At 65.6% G+C, this 21,447-nt stretch carries 20 protein-coding genes and 1 tRNA gene; 12 read left to right on the top strand and 9 right to left on the bottom strand.

Annotation, left to right across the window (positions count from 1 at the left end):
• Nucleotides 1-89: 89 nt before the first annotated feature.
• The 6 genes from acs to AC2IR1_RS16750 all read right to left on the bottom strand — a co-directional run bounded on the left by acs (nt 90) and on the right by AC2IR1_RS16750 (nt 7,471).
• Nucleotides 90-2,042, bottom strand: a complete 1,953-nt coding sequence (gene acs / locus AC2IR1_RS16775; protein ID WP_486473112.1) for an acetate--CoA ligase — start codon at nt 2,040-2,042, stop codon at nt 90-92.
• 98 nt (nt 2,043-2,140) lie between these two features.
• Complete coding sequence (locus tag AC2IR1_RS16770; RefSeq protein WP_486473111.1) at nt 2,141-2,896, bottom strand: ABC transporter ATP-binding protein; 756 nt, start codon at nt 2,894-2,896, stop codon at nt 2,141-2,143.
• 12 nt (nt 2,897-2,908) lie between these two features.
• Complete coding sequence (locus AC2IR1_RS16765; protein ID WP_486473110.1) at nt 2,909-3,670, bottom strand: ABC transporter ATP-binding protein; 762 nt, start codon at nt 3,668-3,670, stop codon at nt 2,909-2,911.
• Nucleotides 3,671-3,680: 10 nt separating this feature from the next.
• Nucleotides 3,681-4,877, bottom strand: coding sequence for a branched-chain amino acid ABC transporter permease (locus tag AC2IR1_RS16760; RefSeq protein ID WP_486473109.1), 1,197 nt, complete (start codon nt 4,875-4,877; stop codon nt 3,681-3,683).
• Between the two features lie 4 nt (nt 4,878-4,881).
• Nucleotides 4,882-5,913, bottom strand: a complete 1,032-nt coding sequence (locus AC2IR1_RS16755) for a branched-chain amino acid ABC transporter permease (RefSeq protein ID WP_486473108.1) — start codon at nt 5,911-5,913, stop codon at nt 4,882-4,884.
• Nucleotides 5,914-6,130: 217 nt separating this feature from the next.
• Nucleotides 6,131-7,471, bottom strand: a complete 1,341-nt coding sequence (locus AC2IR1_RS16750; protein WP_486473107.1) for a substrate-binding protein — start codon at nt 7,469-7,471, stop codon at nt 6,131-6,133.
• A 305-nt stretch (nt 7,472-7,776) separates the two neighbouring features.
• Here AC2IR1_RS16750 and AC2IR1_RS16745 point away from each other — a divergent pair, with 305 nt between their 5' ends.
• The 6 genes from AC2IR1_RS16745 (at nt 7,777) to AC2IR1_RS16720 (ending at nt 14,683) form a co-directional block, all read left to right on the top strand.
• On the top strand, nt 7,777-9,051 hold the full coding sequence (locus AC2IR1_RS16745) for a short-chain fatty acyl-CoA regulator family protein (protein WP_486473106.1): 1,275 nt from the start codon (nt 7,777-7,779) through the stop codon (nt 9,049-9,051).
• Between the two features lie 86 nt (nt 9,052-9,137).
• Nucleotides 9,138-9,743: a LysE family translocator gene (locus AC2IR1_RS16740; protein WP_486473105.1), complete on the top strand. Its 606-nt coding sequence runs from the start codon at nt 9,138-9,140 to the stop codon at nt 9,741-9,743.
• 165 nt (nt 9,744-9,908) lie between these two features.
• Nucleotides 9,909-10,277 carry a response regulator transcription factor gene (locus AC2IR1_RS16735; protein ID WP_486473104.1) on the top strand — a complete coding sequence of 123 codons (369 nt, stop codon included), beginning with the start codon at nt 9,909-9,911 and terminating at the stop codon, nt 10,275-10,277.
• Nucleotides 10,274-10,690: a hypothetical protein gene (locus tag AC2IR1_RS16730; RefSeq protein WP_486473103.1), complete on the top strand. Its 417-nt coding sequence runs from the start codon at nt 10,274-10,276 to the stop codon at nt 10,688-10,690. Before AC2IR1_RS16735 ends, AC2IR1_RS16730 begins: the two co-directional genes overlap by 4 nt.
• Complete coding sequence (locus tag AC2IR1_RS16725) at nt 10,690-13,380, top strand: ATP-binding protein (RefSeq protein WP_486473102.1); 2,691 nt, start codon at nt 10,690-10,692, stop codon at nt 13,378-13,380. Before AC2IR1_RS16730 ends, AC2IR1_RS16725 begins: the two co-directional genes overlap by 1 nt.
• 79 nt (nt 13,381-13,459) lie before the next feature.
• Nucleotides 13,460-14,683 carry a FliM/FliN family flagellar motor switch protein gene (locus AC2IR1_RS16720; protein WP_486473101.1) on the top strand — a complete coding sequence of 408 codons (1,224 nt, stop codon included), beginning with the start codon at nt 13,460-13,462 and terminating at the stop codon, nt 14,681-14,683.
• A gap of 53 nt (nt 14,684-14,736) precedes the next feature.
• Here AC2IR1_RS16720 and AC2IR1_RS16715 read toward each other — a convergent pair whose 3' ends face one another.
• Complete coding sequence (locus AC2IR1_RS16715) at nt 14,737-15,165, bottom strand: protein tyrosine phosphatase family protein (RefSeq protein WP_486473100.1); 429 nt, start codon at nt 15,163-15,165, stop codon at nt 14,737-14,739.
• A gap of 249 nt (nt 15,166-15,414) precedes the next feature.
• Between AC2IR1_RS16715 and AC2IR1_RS16710 the strand changes: the two genes are divergently transcribed.
• Nucleotides 15,415-15,639: a hypothetical protein gene (locus tag AC2IR1_RS16710; protein WP_486473099.1), complete on the top strand. Its 225-nt coding sequence runs from the start codon at nt 15,415-15,417 to the stop codon at nt 15,637-15,639.
• A 205-nt stretch (nt 15,640-15,844) separates the two neighbouring features.
• Here AC2IR1_RS16710 and AC2IR1_RS16705 read toward each other — a convergent pair whose 3' ends face one another.
• On the bottom strand, nt 15,845-16,060 hold the full coding sequence (locus AC2IR1_RS16705; RefSeq protein WP_486473098.1) for a hypothetical protein: 216 nt from the start codon (nt 16,058-16,060) through the stop codon (nt 15,845-15,847).
• A 153-nt stretch (nt 16,061-16,213) separates the two neighbouring features.
• Here AC2IR1_RS16705 and AC2IR1_RS16700 point away from each other — a divergent pair, with 153 nt between their 5' ends.
• A complete protein-coding gene (locus tag AC2IR1_RS16700) occupies nt 16,214-16,483 on the top strand; it encodes a DUF2312 domain-containing protein (protein WP_486473097.1) in 270 nt (89 codons plus the stop codon).
• 82 nt (nt 16,484-16,565) lie between these two features.
• Here AC2IR1_RS16700 and AC2IR1_RS16695 read toward each other — a convergent pair whose 3' ends face one another.
• The gene (locus AC2IR1_RS16695; protein ID WP_486473096.1) at nt 16,566-17,441 is read right to left on the bottom strand and encodes a hypothetical protein; all 876 of its coding nucleotides are present in this window, start codon (nt 17,439-17,441) and stop codon (nt 16,566-16,568) included.
• 80 nt (nt 17,442-17,521) lie between these two features.
• Here AC2IR1_RS16695 and AC2IR1_RS16690 point away from each other — a divergent pair, with 80 nt between their 5' ends.
• From AC2IR1_RS16690 to AC2IR1_RS16675, 4 genes are all read left to right on the top strand, one after another.
• Nucleotides 17,522-19,189: an ABC transporter permease gene (locus AC2IR1_RS16690; RefSeq protein ID WP_486473095.1), complete on the top strand. Its 1,668-nt coding sequence runs from the start codon at nt 17,522-17,524 to the stop codon at nt 19,187-19,189.
• 65 nt (nt 19,190-19,254) lie between these two features.
• Nucleotides 19,255-19,330: transfer RNA gene (locus tag AC2IR1_RS16685), tRNA-Thr, on the top strand.
• 509 nt (nt 19,331-19,839) lie between these two features.
• A complete protein-coding gene (locus tag AC2IR1_RS16680; RefSeq protein WP_486473094.1) occupies nt 19,840-20,343 on the top strand; it encodes an RNA polymerase sigma factor in 504 nt (167 codons plus the stop codon).
• On the top strand, nt 20,340-21,290 hold the full coding sequence (locus tag AC2IR1_RS16675; RefSeq protein WP_486473093.1) for a FecR family protein: 951 nt from the start codon (nt 20,340-20,342) through the stop codon (nt 21,288-21,290). Before AC2IR1_RS16680 ends, AC2IR1_RS16675 begins: the two co-directional genes overlap by 4 nt.
• Nucleotides 21,291-21,447: the final 157 nt, after the last annotated feature.

The following is a 21,447-nucleotide window of genomic DNA, read 5'->3' as shown; positions in this document are numbered from 1 at the left end:
GAAAAAATGTTTGGAACCAAAGCGCTGGAACGTGAAACGGCCCCGCAGGTCACCCCGGGGGCCGTTGAAAAACGGGCGCTCGCAGCGGTTTAGGCGCGGTTCATCCGGTTCTCGATCAGCTCATCCACCACGGAAGGATCCGCAAGGGTGGAGGTGTCGCCGAGCGCGCCGTAGTCGTTTTCCGCGATCTTGCGCAGGATCCGGCGCATGATCTTGCCCGAACGGGTCTTGGGAAGGCCCGGTGCCCACTGGATCAGGTCGGGTTTCGCGATCGGGCCGATCTCGTTCCTGACCCAGGCTTCCAGTTCCTTGCGCAGTTCGTCCGACGGCGTCTGGTCGTTCATCAGGGTGACATAGGCGTAGATGCCCTGGCCCTTGACCGCGTGCGGGTAGCCCACGACGGCGGCCTCGGCCACCTTGGCATGGGCGACGAGGGCCGACTCGACCTCCGCCGTGCCCATGCGGTGACCGGAGACGTTGATGACGTCATCGACGCGGCCGGTGATCCAGTAGTAGCCGTCGGCATCGCGGCGGCAGCCGTCGCCTGCGAAGTAGTAGCCCTTGTAGTCGGAGAAATAGGTCTTCTCGAACCGCTCGTGATCGCCCCAGACGGTGCGCATCTGGCCGGGCCAGCTGTCGGCGATGGCCAGGACGCCTTCGCAGGCGGTGTCCTCGATGATGGTGCCCGCGGTCGGGTCGAGCACGACGGGCTGCACGCCGAAGAAGGGCGTGGTGGCCGAGCCGGGCTTGGTGGGCGTGGCGCCGGGCAGGGGGGTGATCATGTGGCCGCCGGTTTCCGTCTGCCACCAGGTGTCGACGATGGGCAGCTTCCCCTTGCCGATCTTGTCGTTGTACCAGTTCCAGGCCTCGGGGTTGATCGGTTCGCCCACGGTGCCCAGCACCTTGAGGTCCGAAAGGTCGATGCCCTCGACGAACTGGTCACCCTGGCCCATCAGCGCGCGGATGGCGGTGGGGGCGGTGTAGAACTGGTTGACCTTGTGCTTCTCGCAGACCTGCCAGAAACGGGAGGCATCGGGCCAGGTCGGCACGCCTTCGAACATCAGCGTGGTGCCGCCGTTGGCGAGCGGGCCGTAGACGATGTAGGTGTGCCCGGTCACCCAGCCCACGTCAGCGGAGCACCAGTAGATGTCGCCATCGTGGTAGTCGAAGGTGATCTGCTGGGTCATCGCGGCATAGAGCAGGTAGCCGGCGGAGCTGTGCACCACGCCCTTGGGCTTCCCGGTGGAGCCGGAGGTATAGAGGATGAAGAGCGGATCTTCGGCATTCATCGGGCGGATCGGGCAATCGGGGGCGACCTGCTCCATCATCGCCTTCACGTCGACGTCGCGGTCCTGGATCCAGGTGGTCTGGTCGCCGGTATGCTTCACCACGAGGCAGCGCACCTTGTCGGAGCAGTGCAGCAGGGCGGCGTCGGTGTTGGATTTCAGCGGCGTTCGCCTGCCGCCCCGGGGCGCGCTGTCGGCGGTCACGACGACCTTGGCCTGGCAATCGTTGATCCGGTTGGCGAGCGCATCGGGCGAGAAGCCCGCGAAGACGACGGAATGGATCGCGCCGATGCGGGCGCAGGCGAGCATGGTCACCGCGGCTTCGGGGATCATCGGCAGGTAGATCACCACCCGGTCGCCGCGCATCACGCCCTGGGCCAGCAGGACGTTGGCCATGCGGCAGACCTTCTCGTGCAGCTCCCGGTAGGTGATGTGCTGCGCGGGGTCCTCCGGGTTATCGGGTTCGAAGATGATTGCGGTCTGGTTGGCCCGCGCGGGCAGGTGCCGGTCGATGCAGTTGTGGGCAACGTTGATCACGCCGTCCTCGAACCACTTGATCTTCACCTTGCCGAGGGTGAAATCGGTGTCCTTCACCCGGGTGAAGGGTTCGATCCAGTCCAGCCTTTCGCGCGCTTCGGCGCCCCAGAAGGCATCGGGATCCTCCACCGATGCCTTGTATTTCGCCGCGTATCCCTTGGCGTCCACATGGGCACCAGCGATGAAATCGGCGGAAGGGGGATAGGTCGTCTCGGTCATCACGTGCTCCTCATCGCGTGATAGTTTCACGGACAGTTCTAGGACTTCCGCCGGGGAAGCTGCAAGCGATGCCCGGCGGAGAGTGGCTCAGAAGCGAGTCAGATCGCGAGATATTCCGCGCGCAGCTCCTCGTTCCCCAGCACCTCGGCGGCCGAGCCGTCGAAGACGATGGAGCCGGTGTCGAGGATGACGGAGCGGTCCGCGAGTTCCAGCGCGCGCACGGCGTTCTGTTCGACGATGACGGTTGTGATGCCCTGTTCCTTGATGATGCGGAGGGTCTTTTCGATCTCGTCGACGATGACGGGAGCCAGCCCTTCGTAGGGTTCGTCGAGCAGCAGCACCTTGATGTCGCGGGCCAGCGCCCGGGCGATGGCCAGCATCTGCTGTTCGCCGCCCGATAGGGTCACGCCCTCCTGCTTCCGCCGCTCGCCGAGGCGGGGGAAGAGATCGTAGAGCCGCTCCGCCGACCAGCCGATGGGCGGGGCGATCTGGGCGAGCTGGATGTTTTCCTCCACCGTCAGGCCGGGGATGATCGAGCGGTCTTCAGGCACCAGCCCGATGCCCGCCTGGGCGGCCTGGTAGCTGGTCATCTTGTGCAGCGGCTGGTGATCCAGCCAGATTTCCCCGTGGGTGACCTGGGGCGCGTTCATCCGCGCGATGGAGCGCAGGGTAGAGGTCTTGCCTGCGCCATTGCGGCCCAGCAGGGCCAGGATCTCCCCTTCGTGGACGTTGAAGGAGATGTTCTGCACGATGTAGCTCTCGCCGTAGTAGCTCTCCATGTTCCAGACGGAGAGGAAGGCGGGGGCGGTTTCGGCCAGGTTGTGGCCCTTGGAGAAGTCGGGTTTGACGTTCATGGGAAGACCTCCTTACGCCGCTGCGCTTTCGCCAAGGTAGGCTTCGCGCACCTTGGGATTGCCCTTGATGTTTTCCGGCACGTCCTCGACCAGGGGGGTGCCCTGGGCCAGCACGGTGATCCGGTCGGCGAGGCTGAAGACGACGTGCATGTCGTGTTCGATGATGGCGATGGTGATGTCGCGTTCGGCCTTGATCTGCTTCAGCAGGTCGATGGTGTTGTTGGTGTCTGCCCGCGCCATGCCTGCGGTGGGTTCATCCAGCAGCAGCAGGCGCGGTTCCTGCGCCAGGCACATGCCGATTTCCAGCCGCCGCTTGTCGCCCCGCGACATGGAGGCGGTGTGCATGTGGCGCTTGTCGATCATGTTCATGTCTTCCAGCATCGCCTCGGCCTTTTCACGGATGTCCTTCTGGCTTTCGACGGAGCTGAGCGCGTTCAGCTTGAAGATCCCGTCGCGCTTGGCGAAGCAGGGGATCATCATGTTCTCCATCACCGTGAGGTCGCCGAAGATCTCCGGCGTCTGGAAGACGCGGGAAATGCCCATCTGGTTGATCTCATAGGGCGTGCGGCCCAGCACCGACTGGCCGTCGAACATGACCGACCCGGTGTCGGGGATCAGCTTGCCCACCAGGCAGTTCAGCAGGGTCGACTTTCCCGCGCCGTTGGGGCCGATGATGGCGTGGACGGTGTTCTCCTGCACGGAGAGGTTCACGTCACCCAGGGCCTGGAGGCCGCCGAAGCGCTTGCCGACATTCTTGACTTCAAGGATACCCATCGTCGCCTCCTTACTCGGCCGGGGTGGATTGCGTGGCGGTCTTCTCCGAGGGTTTGCGTCGGAGCAATCGGCCGATCCTCTGCCCGCCTTCGACAAGGCCGCCGGGCAGGAAGGTGACGACCAGCATGAACAGCAGGCCGAGCGTCAGGTGCCAGCCGGAGCCGACGAAGTGTTCCGCCACCCAGACGATCGCGTTTTCGATCCCGTCGGGCAGGGCGTGGAACCAGGAGTGCAGGACCTGTTCGTTGATCTTGGAGAAAATGTTCTCGAAGTACTTGATGAAGCCCGCACCCAGCACCGGGCCGATCAGGGTGCCCGCGCCGCCGAGGATCGTCATCAGGACGACCTCGCCCGAGGCGGTCCATTGCATCCGCTCTGCACCTGCCAGTGGGTCCATCGAGGCCATCAGGCCACCGGCAAGCCCGGCATACATGCCGGAAATCACAAAGGCGGCAAGGGTGTAGGGCTTGGTGTTCAGGCCGGTGTAGTTCATCCGCTGCTGGTTCGACTTCACCGCGCGCAGCATCATCCCGAAGGGCGAGCGGAAGATGCGGATGGCGATGTAGAAGGCAACCAGGAGGACAATGGCGCACATGTAGTAGCCGTTGTTGAACTGGAAGGACCAGCCGCCGAGGTTGAGGACTTCGGTTCCGCGCATTTCCAGGCCGAAGACGTTGGTCACGGGGATGCCGCCGGTGGCCGTCGCGCTGGCCCCCAGGATACGGGGATCTTCGAGCGTCAGTTGGAGCCCGGTTTCGCCGTTGGTGATGGGCGTCAGCACCGAGTAGGCAAGGCGGAAGGACATTTCCGCAAAGGCCAGCGTCAGGATCGAGAAGTAGATCCCGGTGCGTCGCAGGCTGACGTAGCCGATCAGCAGCGCAAAGAGGCCCGAGACGATGACCGAAAGGATGATCGCCGGGATGATGTTCATCGACAGCAGCTTGAACATCCAGACGGCGGAGTAGGAGCCCACGCCCAGGAAGGCCGCGTGGCCGAAGGAGAGGTATCCGGTCAGGCCGAAGAGGATGTTGAAGCCGATGGCGAAGATCCCGAAGATCACGAAGCGCTGCATCAGGTCCGGGTAGCCCGCGTTGAACTGCGCCATCGCGCTGTCGGCGGGGAAGGGGTTGAGGATGAAGGGCGCGAAGACGACCAGCGCTCCCACGATCAGCAGAAGGGTGAAGTCCTTTTTGTTCAGTCCCAGCATGGGCTTAGTCCTCCATCACGCCCTTGCGGCCCATGAGGCCACGGGGACGGGTCAGCAGAATGATGATGGCGGCGACGTAGATGATGATCTGGTCGATGCCGGGGATGATGGATTTGATCTCGTTCATCGAGGCAAAGCTTTCGAGGATGCCGAGCAGGAAGCCCGCGGCGACCGCGCCGGGCAGGGAGCCCATGCCGCCAACCACGACGACGACGAAGCTGAGGACGAGAAAATCCATGCCCATGTGATAGTTGGGCGAATTGATTGGGGCGTACATCACGCCTGCTAGGCCCGCGACGGCGGCGGCCAGGCCGAACATGATGGTGAAGCGCTTGTCGATGTTGATGCCCAGCAGGCCGACGGTTTCGCGATCCGCCATGCCGGCGCGGACGACCATGCCAAAGGTGGTGAACTGCAGGAAGGCGAAGACACCGCCGATGATCACCGCCGCGAAGGCGAAGTAGATCATGCGCCAGTAGGGATAAATCACTGTATTCGCGTCGAAACCCAGCAGCAGGCCGAAGTCGAAGGAGCCACGGAAGGCATCCGGGGCGGGGGTCTGGATGGGATTGGCGCCGTAGTAGTGCTTGATCAGTTCCTGCAGCACGATGGCCAGGCCGAAGGTCACCAGGATCTGGTCGGCATGGGGGCGGCGGTAGAAATGTTTGATCAGCCCGCGTTCCATGATGAAGCCGATGGCGATCATGATCGGGATCGAGAACAGGATCGCCAGCGGTACGGACCAGTCGATGATGGCATGACCGAACTCCGGACCGAACCAGCTTTCGACATAGGGCGTCTTTACTTTCAAGGGGTTGCCCAGGAAGTCCGTGCGCGTGGGATCCACGGTTTCGAACGACAGGTTCAGCAACTTGTTGAGGGTCACGGCACAGAAGGCGCCGATCATGAACAGCGCGCCATGGGCGAAGTTCACCACGCCGAGCGTGCCGAAGATCAGGGTCAGGCCAAGGGCGATCAGTGCATAGGCACTGCCCTTGTCCAACCCGTTGAGGATTTGAAGGATGATAGCGTCCATGGCCCTACCTTTGCTCTGTCGGGGGCTCTGCCAGGGGCCGGCAACGGGCCGGAACCCCTGCGGGAGAGGGGGAGGGCCGCACCGGAAAGGCGCGGCCCGGATGACAGGAACTGGGGCGGAAACGGGGCCGAAATGGCACGTCGGTCCAACGTCGGTATTACGTCGGTATAGCGTCGGTGCGTATTATCCGGCGCGGGTCGCCGCCCGAACTGTCCGGTCAGGCGCCGGGGTTGCAGGACCCGAGCGCGCCACCGGCGAACATCGGGTGATCCGGCTCGTAGGTGACCTGGCCCACGGGGGTGACCTCGACCACTTCGAGAAGGTCGAACTCCGACGTCGGGTTCTCTTTCCCGCGCACCACGAGCACATCCTTGAAGCACTGGTGGTCTTCTGCGCGGTAGAGCGTCGGACCATTGCCCATGCCGTCGAATTCGAACCCTTCGAGGGCCTCTGCCACGGCGCAGGGGTTGAAGGATCCGGCACGTTGCACTGCATCCGCGTAGAGCAGGGTCTGCACGTAGCAGGTGTGCGCGGCCTGGGACGGCGGGAAGCCGTACTTGGTGCCGAAGCTCTTGACGAAGGCCTTGGATCCTTCGTCCTGCAGGGACCAGTGCCAGTTGGTGGAGCCGAGGATGCCCTTGATGTTCTCACCCGCGCCACGTGCCATCAGGCGCGAGAAGAGCGGGACGACGATTTCGAACTTCTTGCCGTTGACCATCTTGTCGCGCAGGCCGAACTGCACGGCGTTGGTCAGCGAGTTGACCATGTTGCCGCCGTAGTGGTTCAGGATCAGCACATCGGCGTCGGTCTGCAGGACCGGCGTGATGTAGGAGCTGAAGTCGGTGGCCGACAGCGGCGTCTTGACGGTGTTGACGGTTTCCCAGCCAAGCGCTTCGGTCGCGGCCTTGATCGACTCTTCCTGGGTCCAGCCCCAGGTGTAGTCGGCGGTCAGGTGATAGGCCTTGCGGTCGGTGCCGTACTGCTTGGCCAGCACCGGCGCCAGCGCGGCGCCCGACATGTAGGCGTTGAAGAAGTGGCGGAAGCCGTTCGCCTTCTTGTCCTTGCCGGTGGTGTCGTTGGAGTGGGTGAGGCCCGCCATGAAGATGACGCCCGCTTCCTGGCAGAGGCCCTGCACGGCCACCGCGACGCCCGAAGAGGAGCCGCCGGTGATCATCACCGCGCCGTCCTTTTCGATCATCGACTTGGCCGAGGCCCGCGCCGCGTCCGACTTGGTCTGGGTGTCGCCGGTCACGTATTCGACCTTCTTGCCCAGGATGCCGGAGCCTTCGAGGGCCTTGGAGCTGAAGGTGGTGAGCATGCCGCCGTCACCTTCGCCGTTCAGATGCTCCACCGCGAGCATGTAGGCCCGCAGTTCGTCGGCCCCTTCATCGGCGTAGGGGCCGGACTGGGGGACGTTGAAGCCAAGGGTGACGGTGCCGCCCATGGGTTCGTTGGTAAAAGCGCTTGCGCCGCTGGTGAAGATGGTCGGCAGGGCTAGTCCGGCGCCGCCCACGGCACCGGTTTTCAGCAGCCCGCGACGGGTCAGTCTGTTCGTCATGGATAACCTCCCTAGGATTGTGCAGCCGGACCTCCTCCGCCCGGCCACTTCAACGTGTTCCAGCGCAGCACGCTGGGACGACGATGCAAAGATATCATGGCAGACAGTTGGAAAACCTAGCAACAAGTCACTTTGATTGCTTGATTTTTTTGTAAATTGATCGACTATGCAGATGCGGTATCAGTAAATTAATTTTTTTGCGCCGCAGAAATTCGTTGAAAGTGCAGGGAAATTCGATGCCTGACAGAGCAAGAACCGCAAGTCTTACGGGTACCCGTATTCGCGAAAGGCGGAATCTGCTGGGGATGCGGCAGGCGGAACTGGCCCGGCGGGCGGGGATTTCGGCCTCCTACCTCAACCTGATCGAGCACAATCGGCGCAGAATCGGCGGGAAATTGCTGCTGTCTCTGGCGGAGGCGCTGGGCGTCGAACCCTCGGCCCTGTCGGAGGGGGCGGAGGCGGCCCTGCTGGCGCAGTTGCGGCAGGCGGCGGCGGACCGGCCCGAGGCGGGCGCCGACCTGGAGCGGATCGAGGAATTCGTGGGGCGCTTTCCCGGCTGGGCGCGGCTGGTGGCCGTGCAGGGGCAGCGGCTGGGCGCGCTGCAGCAGGCGGTGGAAGCGCTGACCGACCGCCTGACCCATGATCCGCATCTTGCGGCCTCGTTGCACGAGGTGCTGTCGACGGTGACCGCGATCCATGCCTCGGCCGAGATCCTGGTGGGGGAAACGGCGCTGGAGCCGGAGTGGCGAGAGCGGTTCCACCGGAATATCCACGAGGACAGCGCACGCCTGGCAGAAGGCGCGCGGCGTCTGGTGGAGGAACTGGACGAGGGCGAGACGAGCGAGGCGGCGATTGCCTCTCCGCAGGATGAGGTGGAGGGGTTTCTGTCGGATCACGGGTTCCACTTCCCGGAGCTGGAAGGCGGGGCGGGGCCCGGTGCGCTGGAAACGCTGCTGGAGGCGGCGCGTGACAGGCTGGGATCGGGGGCGGGGCGGCTGATGGCGCATCGGGCGCTGGAACGCTACGCCCGGGATGCGGAGATGCTGCCGGTAGATGTGGTCGCGGCGGCGCTGCCTGCCGAGGGCCCGCTGGATCCGGTGGCGCTGGCGGCGCGGTTCGGGGTGGATCCGGGGCGGATGATGCGGCGGCTGGCGACCCTGCCGGTGGCGGTGCTGGCGGAGAAGGGGCGGGCGCCTCTGGGGCTGGTGGCCTGCGATGCCTCGGGCACGCTGACCTTCCGCAAGCCGCTGGATCACTTCCCGCTGCCGCGGTTCGGCGCGGCCTGTCCGCTTTGGCCGCTGTTCCAGGCGCTGAGCCGCCCGATGATGCCCATGGCCAGCGTGATCCGGCTGGCGGGGCGGTCGGAAGGCGTGTTCCTGACCCATGCCATCGCCCAGCCCGCCGGGCCGCAGGTGGCCAACCGAGATCCCACGTTCGAGGCGCATATGCTGATCCAGCCCGGCACGGCGACGGGCCCGGAAAGCAGCCTGCCGCGCGTGGGCGTGACCTGCCGGATCTGCCCCAAGGCCGATTGCCGGGGCCGGCGGGAGCCGTCGATCATGGCCGAATCCGGTGCCTGAGCCCGCGTTTCGGGCGCGGCCGTTCTCCTGCGGGCTTGACGCCCGGCGGGGCAGGCGCATTGTGGCGCGGTTTCCCGGAGGATCCGATGCCCGACCTGCTGCTGTTCATTCCCGCCTGTTTCGCCCTGAACCTGGCCTTCGGCCCCAACAACCTGATGGCCCTGGGCAATGGCGCCACGCGCGGCACGCTCTTCGCGCTGCGGGCAGGTGTCGGGCGGATCCTGGCCTTCGTGCCGATGATCGCGCTGGCCGGGCTGGGGCTGGGCCTGCTGCTGCAGACCTCGGCGCTGCTCTTCACGGCGGTGAAGCTGGTGGGGGCGGCCTATCTGATCTGGCTCGGCCTGCGCCTGCTGCTGTCGGGCAGGGGCGAGAGCGCGATTGCCGCGGCGCCGGACCTGGGCACGGCCTTCCGGCGGGAGGCGCTGGTCGCCCTGGGCAATCCCAAGGCGATCCTGATCTTCGCGGCCTTCTTTCCGCAATTCGTCGTGCCCGCCCATTATGGCGAAAGCTACCTGACCCTTGGTGCGATCTTCCTGGCGCTGGAGCTTTGCGCGATTGCCGTCTACGCCCTGGTGGGACGGCTGGCCGCGCGCCATGCAGGGCGGCATCTGCACCTGTTCAACCGGGTGTCGGGCGCGGGGATGATCGGCTTTGGCCTGCTGCTTCTGCTGAGCCGCCGCGCCAGCGCGTGATCCCGGCCCGGGGGGCGCCCTCCACCGGTTGGCCCGTTCGGTGCACCCCGGCCCGGCCCGCCGCGTCACGCGGTGGTTGCGAAGCCGGTGCACATGATGCTTTCATCGAAGGCGGAAAGGCTGCTAGAACCTTCCGGCATTGCTCTGCAGGGAGGGGAGGACCGAATGGGCAAGTCCGTACTCGTCATAGAAGACGAGCCGAACATCATCGAAGCCATCACCTTCATCCTGTCGCGGGATGGCTGGCGCGTGGCCAGCCATTCCAACGGGGTGGACGCGGTGGAGGCCGTGGCGGCGCGCAATCCCGACCTGGTGATCCTGGACGTGATGCTGCCGGGGCGGTCGGGCTACGACATCCTGCGCGACCTGCGGGCCAGTGACGTCACCGGAAACCTGCCGGTGCTGATGCTGACCGCGCGGGGCCAGACCAAGGACCGCGCCCTGGCGGAGGAGATCGGGGCGAGCCTGTTCATGTCCAAGCCCTTTTCCAACGCCGAGGTGTTGGAGGCTGTCAACGCGCTGGTCGGCGCATGAGCCCGCCGCAGACCCGCCCGGTCTTTCTGGAACGCCAGGGCTACCGGCAGCGCCGCCTGATCGATGCGACCCGGCTGCTGCCGGTGCTGGGGGTGATCCTGCTGGCCGTGCCGCTGCTCTGGCCGGAACGGGGGGAGGGTGACGCCGGGCAGGGCATGGCGACCTCGCATGCGATGATCTACATCTTCGCCACCTGGGCCGGGCTGGCGCTGGCCTCATTCCTGCTGGTGCGCAGGGTTTCGGTCAAGGAGATCGAGGCGGCGGATGCCACGCGCCCGGCGGCGGTGGACGAACCCATCACCTTTGTCGAACCGCGCAGGGTGCAGGCGCTGCCCTTGCCGGGGCAGGGCGCGCAGGCCGCACGAGAGGCGGAGGATGAAGACGGCGGCCCCGGCGGAGCGGGCGCGCGGTGATGGCCTCTCTCAACATGCTGGTGGGGGTCTGCATCGCCTATGGTGCGGCGCTGTTCCTTGTGGCCTTCGGGGCGGAGCGGGCCGCGAAGCGGGGGCGAACGGGCTGGCTGCGCTCGCCCGCGGTCTACACGCTGTCGCTGTCGATCTACTGCACCGCCTGGACCTTTTACGGGGCCGTCGGATACGCCGCGCGGTCGGGCCTGGAATACCTGACGATCTACATCGGGCCCTCGCTGGTGATGATCGGCTGGTTCTGGGCGCTTCGGAAGATCGTGCGCATCGGGCGGAGCCAGCGGATCACCTCGGTCGCCGACCTGATCTCCTCCCGCTTCGGGAAGTCGAACGGGCTGGCGGTGGCGGTGACGCTGATCGCCGTGGTGGGCACGACGCCCTATATCGCCCTGCAGCTGCAGTCGGTGACGCAGAGCTTTGCCGTCTTCGCGGAGGCGGATCCCACCGCGCGGCTGGGGGCGGGCAGCGAGACGACGGCGCTTTGGGTCGCGGCGGGACTGGCGTTCTTCACCGTGCTTTTCGGGACGCGCAACCTGGATGCCAACGAACGCCACCACGGCGTCGTCATGGCCATCGCGGTGGAGGCGGTGGTGAAGCTCTGCGCATTGCTGGCGGTGGGGATCTACGTGGTCTGGGGGCTGGGCGGCGGCGTGGGAGAGACGCTGGCGCGGATTGACGCCTCGGCCCGGCTGGGCCGGTGGGAGATGGCCGATGGCCGCTGGTCAGGTCTGATCTTCCTGGCTGCCGCCGCTTTCATCACCCTGCCGCGGATGTTTCAGGTGCTGGTGGTGGAGAACGAGACGGAGACGCACCTGCGCACCGCCTCCTGGGCCTTCCCCCTCTACGTCATGCTGATGAGCCTTTTCGTCATGCCGATCGCGGTGGCGGGGCTGGCGATGCTGCCGGCCGGGTCGAACCCGGACATGTTCGTGCTGACCCTGCCGCTGCAGGGCGGCCAGACCGGGCTGGCGACGCTGTCCTTCATCGGCGGCTTCAGTTCTGCCACCTCGATGGTGATCGTGGCGGCCATTGCCCTGTCGACCATGGTGTCGAACCATATCGTCATGCCGATCTGGCTGAAGCTGGAGCCGGGCAAGGGGGCAATGGTGTCGGGCGACGTGCGCCACGTGGTCATCCTGGCGCGGCGGTTGTCCATCGTGGGCGTGCTGTTCCTGGGTTACCTCTACTACCGGATTTCCGGGGGCGGGGCGGCGCTGGCCTCCATCGGGCTGATCTCCTTCTCCGGCGTGGCGCAGTTCCTGCCGCCGTTGCTGGGGGGCATCTTCTGGCGCGGGGGCGCGCGGAACGGGGCGCTGGCGGGGCTGGGCGCGGGGTTCGTGATCTGGCTCTGGTGCCTGTTCCTGCCCTCCTTCGGGGAGGGGGTGATCCTGCCCGCGCAGGTGATGCAGCAGGGACCCTGGGGGATCAGCTGGCTGCGGCCCTACGCGCTCTTCGGGATCGAGGGGCTGGATCCGCTGGTGCATGGCGTGCTGTGGTCGATGCTGATCAACGCAGGGCTCTTCGTCGTGGTATCGCTCTTCTCCTTCCCCTCGCCGATGGAGCGGCTGCAGGGGGCGCAGTTCGTGAACATCTTCCAGCATTCGGCCAGTCCGAAGGGCTGGGAAGGTGGTGCGGCGCAGTCAGAGGACCTGATGGTCATGGCGCAGCGCCTGCTGGGCGCGCGGGAGGCGCAGAAGCTGTTCCAGAGGGAGGCCGCGCGGCAGGGCGTGCAGGGCTATCTGCCCGAACCCACGGGCGAGTTCCTGCAGGTGCTGGAGCGCGAGCTGTCGGGCTCTGTCGGCGCGGCCACGGCCCATGCCATGGTGGGGCAGATCGTCGGCCGCGCGGCGGTTTCGGTCGAGGATCTGATGGCGGTGGCGGATGAGACCGCGCAGATCATGGAATATTCCAGCCAGCTGGAGGCCAAGTCGGCCGAGCTGACCCGCACCGCCCGCCAGCTGCGGCTGGCGAACGAAAAGCTGACCCAGCTTTCGGTGCAGAAGGATGCCTTCCTGAGCCAGATCAGCCACGAATTGCGCACGCCCATGACCTCCATCCGGGCGTTTTCGGAGATCCTGCGCGATGCGCCGGACCTGACCGGCCCGCAGAAGGGGAAATATGCCCAGATCATCCATGACGAGGCGCTGCGGCTGACCCGGTTGCTGGATGACCTGCTGGATCTGTCGGTGCTGGAGAATGGGCAGGTGAGCCTGAACCTGGCCCGGGTCCGCCTGCGCGACGTGATCGACCAGGCGGTGGATGCCACGGGGGCGGAGGCCTCTGACCTGCTGCTGCGGCGCGCGCCCGCGCAGGAGGAGGTCTGGCTGGAGACGGACGGGGACCGCCTTTCGCAGGTCTTCATCAACCTGATCGCCAATGCGCGGAAGTACTGCGATGCGGCGCAGCCGAGCCTGCGGATCGCCGTGCGCCGGGCCGAGGGGCAGCTGATGGTGGATTTCATCGACAACGGGTCGGGCATCGAAACGGACCAGCAGGCGCTGATCTTCGAGAAATTCGCCCGCATCGGAGAGCAGAAGGCCGGCGGGGCAGGGCTGGGCCTGGCGATCTGCCGCGAAATCATGGCGCGACTTGGGGGGACGGTGTCCTACCTGCCGGGCCAGAGAGGCGCCGCGTTTCGGGTTGTTTTGCCCGCCGCGGATGTGCTTGCCGCACAGTGAGCGGCCATCGTTAAATGCAATGGTAACCATCTGACGCCTAGAACCGTGTGAGATACCCGCGAATGGCGGTGGCGGAAGCATGGCAACCAGTCAATTGAACCCCGTCCTGCGCCGCAAGGCGACAGTGGCGAAAGAGACCTACCAGGCCCGGGCCATGTCGCCCGAGAAGGCGTTGCGGCTGGCGCTTGCCAAGAGTGCTGACGAAATGCTGGACATGTCCCTGGTGGTCCTGTCGTGCCGGTATGACTTCATGTCGGCCGAGGCGTTGGAGGAAGAGCTTTCGGATGAGGCCCTGCTGGTCCTGCTGGATGGCGCGGGGCGGCTGCCCGGCGCGATGATGCTGGATCTCATGGCGACCTCTGCCTTGGTGGAGCAGAGCACGATGGGTCGGGTGTCGCCGCTGGAGCCGGACTCCCGGGCCACCACGGCGACCGACGCGGCCCTTGTCGGCCCGATGATCGACGATGTCTTCCTGCGGATCGCGATGATGCTGGAGGGGGAGCGGAATGCCTCCTGGATGACGGGGTTCAGCTTCGGCGTCCGGATAGAGAGCGTCCGGTTGCTGACGCTGGCGCTGGAAACCCCGGATTTCCATGTCTTCCGGCTGCATGTCGAATTCGGCAACACGCGGCAGGGCCAGATGCTGCTGGCGCTGCCCGATCGCAGCAATGTCCAGATCGAGGAGGACGTCGAGGGCGCGTCCGGAGGCGGGGCCACGGTGGGGGAGGCGGTGATGTCCGCGCCGGCCACGATCGATGCGGTCCTGCGACGGATGACCATGCCCTTTGCCAAGGTCAGCGCGCTGAAGGTCGGGGACGTGGTGCCGATCCCCCGGGAAGCGCTGAGCCAGACACGCCTGGAGACGCGGGGCGAGGCAGGCCGCACCCTGTGCCTGGGCAAGGTTCGGCTGGGGCAGATGAACGGCTTTCGCGCCGTGCGCCTGACCATGGAGGAACTGGCCGAGGCGAGGGAGGCGGCGGAACGTCCCGGAAACGGGGGCGGTGCCCTTGCGGGCTTGCCCATGGCCGCCGATGACGGACCGGGATTCGATCATGTCGAAGAGGCGGAAGAGCCGAGCTTTGCCATGTCGGAGGATCTGCCGGATCTCTCGGACCTGCCGGAGTTGGGAGACCTGCCTGACATGTCCGCGATGGAGGACGAGGGGGCGGGAGGCGAGGATGAGGCATTCCCCGCCATGGGCGATCTTCCGGATCTGTCCGATCTGCCCGAACTGGATGGTGACGGTGATTTCCCGGCCATGTCCATGGCGGATCTGCCCGACCTGCCCGATCTGGAGGAATGATCGCAGGCGATGCCCCGGTGTCCTGCGGCCCGGGGCATGCGCGATCTGGTGGCTCAGCCCTCGGAAAGCTGCTGCAGCCGGGGGCGCAGGCCGGACAGGTCGTAGCCGGCCTTTGCAGTTGTTTCCAGGATCTCGGCAACAGTCAGGTCGCCGCTGCTGGCCTTGGCCAGGGACCAGACGACGGAACAACGGGTGCCCGAAGCGCAGTAGGCCAGGACGGGCCCGTCGGCCGTGGCCAGATCCATCTGCCTGGCGACGTTGTCGGGGGTCATCGTGTCATGGGTCAGCGGCAGGACGACGAAGTCGATCCCGGCGGCTTCCGCGGCCCGCGCCATGGCGGCGGCCTGCAGGTGCGGCGGGTTCTCGGCATCCGGACGGTTGCAGATCACGCGGACAAACCCGGCATCACGGATGGCCGGAAGGTCGGCCGGATCGATCTGCGGGGAGACGGCATAGAGCGGGGTGATGGGGCGAATGTTCATGCGAATTTGATAGAGCGGCAGGCCCCCGCCTGTCCAGTGATCCCGGCATCCGGGGGCACAGGGAAAACGGGCATTGGGAGGATAGCGACCTGTTGCCGCGAGAGGCGTCAAATACCTTGGTCGCCTCGCCGGGCTTCCGCTATAGTTGACGTGGGCCCGCTTGGGAGGAGCGTCGGCCCGGTACGGAGCCGGAAAGCCAGACGTCTATGCTGCAATGCAGCGGCTTTCCCCAACTCGGGAGGATCAAGGATGCAGCCGATTTCGTCGGAAGAACTGGAGCGCAAGATGGCTCATGTGTCGAGCATGATTGCCGGGACGCGCCCGGGGAACCGTCACCGTCACCTGCCGCAACTGCATGAACTCGTGGGCGACTTCGCACGCAAGGGGGTCGGCGTGCCGGCGACCCTGCGCCAGCTTCAGGAAGACCTGACGAACGAGGCGATCGAAAGCCGCTTCGACAACATGCCGATCTGACGGCCGGCCTTGCGGGCTTCGGCCCGGACCGGCGCAATCCGCATTCGGGCGGGTTGCGCCACCAGAGGCCCCTGATGCCGCAATGCGGCGGGCCCGGGCGGCGCAGACAGGCTGCCATCCCTCGAATCGGACTTGTTGTGACTATGCTGGCTGCGCGTGGGCGGGCGGCGCTGTCAGGGCAGGCTCAGGGCAGGATCGGCAGGTCTCAGCCCAGCCAGATGCCGAAAATTACCGCCATCAATCCGACCACCGACAGGGCGAGGCCGCCCATGTTCAGCGGCATGGCGCGCTGGATGACCTGCCGGAGGGCGGCATCGTCAAGGTTCGCGGCCTTGCCGCGGGCGACCTTCACGATCGAGGTGACCAGCATCACCAGCCCGATCACCGAAACGGCGGCGCCTGCCCAGATCACGATATCCATTCCGTCTCTCCTCGCGGTTTGTCGCATCGCGGGTAAACGAGCCGCAGTCCCGTTGCAAGCATGCAGCCGCCCAGCCCCGCGAATGGGCTTGCGGCAGGGGGGCGCGACGGCTAGCAAGTGAACCTGCCCAAAGGCCGTCAGGAGGCGAAAGAGATGATGGAAGACGAAGAGAGCAAGGCGGACGCCAACTACCGCGTCACTGCCGGCGAACTGCGCCAGTTCGTGGAGCGGTACGAACGGCTGGAAGCCGAGAAGAAGGACATCGCGGACCAGCAGAAGGAAGTCATGGCGGAGGCCAAGGGCCGGGGCTACGACACCAAGGTCCTGCGCAAGGTCATCGCACTGCGCAAGCGCGAGCCCGATGATATCGCCGAAGAAGAGGCGGTTCTGGAAATGTACAAGGAAGCGCTCGGCATGCACTGATGCCGGGTGCCGAGGGGGCCGGGAAAAGCCCGGTCCGACCTCGGACACCACCGGCCCGGCCTGTCGGCAAGCATGCCGCGGATCAGGGCAGGATGAGGGTGACGCCGGGAATGCGTTCGATGTCGTAGACGTCTTCCTCGTAGAGTTCCGTCAGCATGTCGATCATCAACGCGTCCCAGTCGGTGCCCGAAAGCTCCTCCTCCAGCGCGTCTTCTATCGCGAACTTGTCGAGGAAGGCCACGGCGGCGCGGCGGCGCTGGCTTTCGGTCATGCCGGGATGGGCCGCCAGGAAATCATGCAGGCGCTTGATCCCTTCCGGTTTCATGATGCCGCCCAGAAGATCGAATTCCCCTTCCATGACATGCCCTTCCGGCAGGCCTGCGAGACGTCGCAGCACCTCTCCCCAGACCAGCGGGGCGTCTTCGTTGCACCAGACGGTCAGCTTCAGCTCCGGCAGGGTTTCCCGGATGCGGTGGATCATCTCCGACCAGCGCAGCGTGATCGGATCGGCCCCGAAGAGGAACTGATCGAAGCTTTCCTGCGGCGACAGGGCAAAGACATCCGGCAGGAAGGTCGCGGGGTTGCGGATCGCCAGGAACAGCTCCAGCTCGTCCCCGGCAAAGAATTCGCGCAGGTCGGCCAGCTTTGTCTCCGCATGGGCGTAGAGCTTGCCCTGATGCAGGGCCAGCTTGGGGACGCAGAAGAAATTGTCGTTGGACAGGACGAGCCTGTCCGGGGTGTCGTGGTCCAGGATCTGGCGCAGGAAGGCATCTCGGGCCCCGGGTTCGGGGGCGTGAAGGGACAGCTGGCGCAGCGCATCGCGCAGTTCGCGTCGGTAGCGGGACGGGCCCGGGATCGCGATCCCCTGTTCGTGCAGGGCGTCCCGGCTCTTCAGCAGGCACTTGATCAGCTGGTCTTCGTCCGTCGCGTGAACGCCCGCATGGAGAACGATCTTCATGGTTTCACCCCCGCTTGGCCATCCGGGTCTATACACCCGAGTATCTGGACAGGCAAAGCGGTTTCGGGCAACCAGTCTTCATGCCGCACAGTCAGCCTAGTTCCCCCGCAGTTTCCTCCGACCGCCGCTTTCGCCTGCGGTTCTCCCCGTGGTCCGCTGGGGCGGTTCTCATCGCGCTTGTGGTGCTGTTCCCGATCCTGTCGGTCATCTGGACGGCCCTCTGGCCGGAGCAGAACATCTGGCCCCACCTGGTCGCGACGACCCTACCGCGCTACCTGGGCAATTCGCTGATCCTGATGGCGGCGGTCGGCGCGCTGACGGGGGCCGTGGGCACCGGCGCGGCCTGGCTGGTGACCCGTTACCGCTTCCCGGCGCATCGCTGGCTCGAATACCTGCTGCTGTTGCCCATGGCGATCCCGGCCTATGTCGGCGCCTACGCCCTGGTCGATTTCCTGGAATACGCGGGCCCGGTGCAAAGCGGGATGCGCCAGTTGTTCGGCTGGTCCTCCGCCCGGGACTACTGGTTCCCTGAGGTCCGCTCCATCGGGGCGGCGATCATCGTCCTCTCCGCCTCGCTATACCCCTATGTCTACCTGCTGTCCCGTGCCGCCTTCCGGGAACAGTCGGGCGGCGCGGAAGAGGTCGCCATGTCCCTGGGACGCGGGCCCCTGCGGCGGTTCCTGACCGTCGGTCTGCCGCTGGCGCGCCCCGCCATTGCGGCCTCCGTCGCCATCGTGATGATGGAAACGGTCAACGATTTCGGCACGGTGGATTATTTCGCGGTGCAGACGCTGACCACGGGCATCTTCTCCGTCTGGCTGCAAAGCTACAATGCCGGGGGGGCTGCGCAGATCGCCTGTGTCATCCTGGGCCTCGTGGTGTTCCTCGTCCTGCTGGAGAAATCCTCTCGGAGGCGCCTTCGCTATTACAACCTGTCCAGCCGGCACCGACCGATCGTGCCGGTGCAATTGCGCGGGGCCGGTGCCTGGCTGGCGACGCTGGCCTGTACGCTGCCATTCGCCATGGGTTTCATCCTGCCGGGGGCGGTGATCGCGTCCCACGCGCTGAACGAGGCGGCGGCCTGGTCCGACCCCGGGTTGCTGAAGGCGCTGCGGCACACGCTGACGGTCTGCGGCCTGGCGGCGCTGGTCACCGTGGGGGCGGCGGTCTTCCTGGTCTATGGTGTCCGCCTGTCGGGTGCGGCACTGCCGCGCCTACTGATGCCGGTCACCACGATCGGCTACGCCGCGCCCGGGGCGGTTCTGGCCGTGGGCATCCTGATCCCGCTGGCGGGGCTGGATCACCGCGTCGCCGACGCGATCTTCCTTGCGACCGGACGCGACCCGGGGCTGCTGCTGACCGGGACGGGGTTTGCTCTGGTGCTGGCCTATTCGGTCCGGTTCTTCGCCATCGCCCAGGGGGCGGCTGACAGTGCCATGGGGCGGATACCGCCGTCGCTGCCCATGGCGGCCCGGTCCCTGGGGCGCAACAGGGCATCGGTGCTGCGGGAAATCCACTTCCCGCTGATCCGCGGTTCGCTTGCCTCCGCGTTGCTGATGGTCTTCGTGGACAGCGTGAAGGAGCTTCCGGCGACGCTTCTCCTGCGCCCTTTCAACTATGACACCCTGGCCACCCGGGTCTACGAGAAGGCGAGCCTGGAGCAGTTGGGCGAAGCGGCCCCGGCGGCCCTGGTGGTGATCTTCGTGGGCCTTTGCGCGGTGGCGCTGCTGGCCCGTGCGAACCGCTGAGACCGTTGCGGAACCGTTCCAATCCTCTTGAACGCGGGCGAGGTTCCAAGTAAACGGCCAGCACTGCCCCTATAGCTCAGCTGGTAGAGCAACTGATTTGTAATCAGTGGGTCCGCGGTTCGAGTCCGTGTGGGGGCACCACTTCTCAGGTCAACGTGTTGATACGCCTCGCAAATTCTGCGAAGGAGCCCCGTGGTAGGACATGGCGTATGAAGTTTCGGTCCGGGATCCATTCAACAAACGCGGTAACTTCTACTTCGAACGGCGTGTGCCGCGCGATCTGAATAAGTACCACTCACCCTGCAAGCGCTGCTGCTCGCGGCGCACAAAGTCAGCGTCAGTGGCACGCAAAATTACTGTCATTGGATCGTGATAGATGACAGACGTGACAACGTCTGTAGAGGCGGCTGGTGCCCGCCCGTATTTGCCAGAACTGATCCCTGTTCGGTCAACCTCTGGGGCAACTGTCTGCGCCGACTTTCCCAATACGGAACAGGACAGCCCGGTGAAGCGGCTCTCTGACCGGATTGAAGGACCATCGCAGCTCAACTCTTCCCGGTGCCTTGATTGTGGTCCTGCCTTGAAATATCCAATTCTCAGCTACGCCTGATGCAGCGAACCACCTAACCGGAACTTGGCGGGTTTTGCGCATGGCTTCTGCTACGACTGCTATCGGCTCTCTCTACATGTCGGAACGGGATCGGCTTCAGCGGTTTGCCCAACGTCTGACGGGTAATCAGGCGACCTCGGAGGAGCTGGTGCATGATGCTTTTGTCCGGCTCATGACATCGCAGGGGCAGGGGCAGACGCGGATCCGGCATTCCCAGGCCTATCTCACCCGTATTCTGCGCAATCTGGCCCTGAACCATCTGCGCCACATCCGCATGGGGATAGAGGTGTCGGTCGAAGACAGCGTGATCGAAGCACTGGCCGCGGCTGACCCGGGCGCCGACGATAGGTTGATCGCCCGGCAAACCCTTCAGCAGGTTCTACAGGCCATCCTTGAACTGCCCCCACGGCGGAGGGAGATCTTCGTGCTGCATCGCTTCGAGGATCTGACCTATGATCAGATCGCCGACCGCCTGGGCATTTCCCGAAACACTGTCATGGTCCAGATCGTCAATGCCTTGGCGGACCTGAGGCGTACGCTATGAACCTCAGCCTCAAGAACCCGCCGCGCGAGCAGGACGGAGACAGGGTGCTGCGCGCGGCGCTGGAGTGGTTGGTTCGGCTCCGCGATGAGCGCGCCGGGCCGGATCTGCAGGATGCCTTCGACGCATGGATCGCGGCCTCCCCCGGCCATGCGGCCGCGTGGGAGGAGGCGCTTTTGTTGTGGGACAGTTTCGAACCCGCTCGGGCCGAACTTCAGGCCATGCGACGCCGTGATCGGATGGTGTCGCGGCGCGGTTTCGTGGCCGGTCTTGGCGGCTTGGGCGTGCTCGCGGCCGGAGGCTGGCAATTCCTGCGGCCCGGCACCGCCATACGCACGGCGACGGGAGAGGTCCGGCGCCTTCGCCTGGCAGATGGGAGCAGGCTCACCTTGGGCGCGCGCTCGACCCTGGAAGCGGACGCCGACGGGCGCCGTGCCGCCCTGCGCAGGGGGAGCGCCTTCTTCGACGTCGAGAAACAAGGCGCTGCAGAGGGCCCGCTTCGGATCGAGGTTCGGGGCGCGGTCCTGCGCTGCAGTGACTGCGCGTTCGAGGTCGCGCTCTGGCCTGATCGCACGACGCTTGCGGTGGCGCGGGATCAGGTCATACTTCAGGTGAAATCAGCCCCCAATAGCACGGAGCTGCACTCGGGGTGGCTTGCCTCTTTCACGTCGGACGGGTTGGGGCGCCCGGAACGGGTCAACCCGCAGGACATCGGGGCCTGGCGTGATGGGCGGCTGGTGTTTGAAAACGCCCCGCTGTCAGAGGTCTTTGCCCAGTTGGAACGCTATCGCGGCGGGCATATCCTCTGCCTGGAGAAATCCATTGCCAGCATTCCTGTCACTGCGGTCTTCGACGCGGGCAAGCCTGATGCGGCGCTGCGGGTCGTGACCTCCGGCCTGGGGCTGGATCTGGTCGAGATGCCGGCCGGCATCGCCATCGTCCGCAGTTAGGGCAGGTGCAAAGATTTTTCCGTGTCCCGCTTAATGCCCCTGCCTGTCCCGGGTGTCTAGAAAGCAAGGGCCGGACGATACCTCGGCCCGAGACATCCACACTCGGATATCCGGACAGGAACAACACTTCACATGACCTTGCACCCCTTTGACATTC

This window comes from Pseudooceanicola sp. NS-SX8, from assembly GCF_057380755.1.
This window is presented reverse-complemented; position numbering and strand designations above follow the sequence as displayed.

Coding starts and splice junctions, on each gene's coding strand:
- acs (WP_486473112.1), bottom strand. CDS start 2,042: ATGACCGAGACGACCTATCCCCCTTCCGCCGATTTCATCGCTGGTGCC.
- AC2IR1_RS16770 (WP_486473111.1), bottom strand. CDS start 2,896: ATGAACGTCAAACCCGACTTCTCCAAGGGCCACAACCTGGCCGAAACC.
- AC2IR1_RS16765 (WP_486473110.1), bottom strand. CDS start 3,670: ATGGGTATCCTTGAAGTCAAGAATGTCGGCAAGCGCTTCGGCGGCCTC.
- AC2IR1_RS16760 (WP_486473109.1), bottom strand. CDS start 4,877: ATGCTGGGACTGAACAAAAAGGACTTCACCCTTCTGCTGATCGTGGGA.
- AC2IR1_RS16755 (WP_486473108.1), bottom strand. CDS start 5,913: ATGGACGCTATCATCCTTCAAATCCTCAACGGGTTGGACAAGGGCAGT.
- AC2IR1_RS16750 (WP_486473107.1), bottom strand. CDS start 7,471: ATGACGAACAGACTGACCCGTCGCGGGCTGCTGAAAACCGGTGCCGTG.
- AC2IR1_RS16745 (WP_486473106.1), top strand. CDS start 7,777: ATGCGGCAGGCGGAACTGGCCCGGCGGGCGGGGATTTCGGCCTCCTAC.
- AC2IR1_RS16740 (WP_486473105.1), top strand. CDS start 9,138: ATGCCCGACCTGCTGCTGTTCATTCCCGCCTGTTTCGCCCTGAACCTG.
- AC2IR1_RS16735 (WP_486473104.1), top strand. CDS start 9,909: ATGGGCAAGTCCGTACTCGTCATAGAAGACGAGCCGAACATCATCGAA.
- AC2IR1_RS16730 (WP_486473103.1), top strand. CDS start 10,274: ATGAGCCCGCCGCAGACCCGCCCGGTCTTTCTGGAACGCCAGGGCTAC.
- AC2IR1_RS16725 (WP_486473102.1), top strand. CDS start 10,690: ATGGCCTCTCTCAACATGCTGGTGGGGGTCTGCATCGCCTATGGTGCG.
- AC2IR1_RS16720 (WP_486473101.1), top strand. CDS start 13,460: ATGGCAACCAGTCAATTGAACCCCGTCCTGCGCCGCAAGGCGACAGTG.
- AC2IR1_RS16715 (WP_486473100.1), bottom strand. CDS start 15,165: ATGAACATTCGCCCCATCACCCCGCTCTATGCCGTCTCCCCGCAGATC.
- AC2IR1_RS16710 (WP_486473099.1), top strand. CDS start 15,415: ATGCAGCCGATTTCGTCGGAAGAACTGGAGCGCAAGATGGCTCATGTG.
- AC2IR1_RS16705 (WP_486473098.1), bottom strand. CDS start 16,060: ATGGATATCGTGATCTGGGCAGGCGCCGCCGTTTCGGTGATCGGGCTG.
- AC2IR1_RS16700 (WP_486473097.1), top strand. CDS start 16,214: ATGATGGAAGACGAAGAGAGCAAGGCGGACGCCAACTACCGCGTCACT.
- AC2IR1_RS16695 (WP_486473096.1), bottom strand. CDS start 17,441: ATGAAGATCGTTCTCCATGCGGGCGTTCACGCGACGGACGAAGACCAG.
- AC2IR1_RS16690 (WP_486473095.1), top strand. CDS start 17,522: ATGCCGCACAGTCAGCCTAGTTCCCCCGCAGTTTCCTCCGACCGCCGC.
- AC2IR1_RS16680 (WP_486473094.1), top strand. CDS start 19,840: ATGGCTTCTGCTACGACTGCTATCGGCTCTCTCTACATGTCGGAACGG.
- AC2IR1_RS16675 (WP_486473093.1), top strand. CDS start 20,340: ATGAACCTCAGCCTCAAGAACCCGCCGCGCGAGCAGGACGGAGACAGG.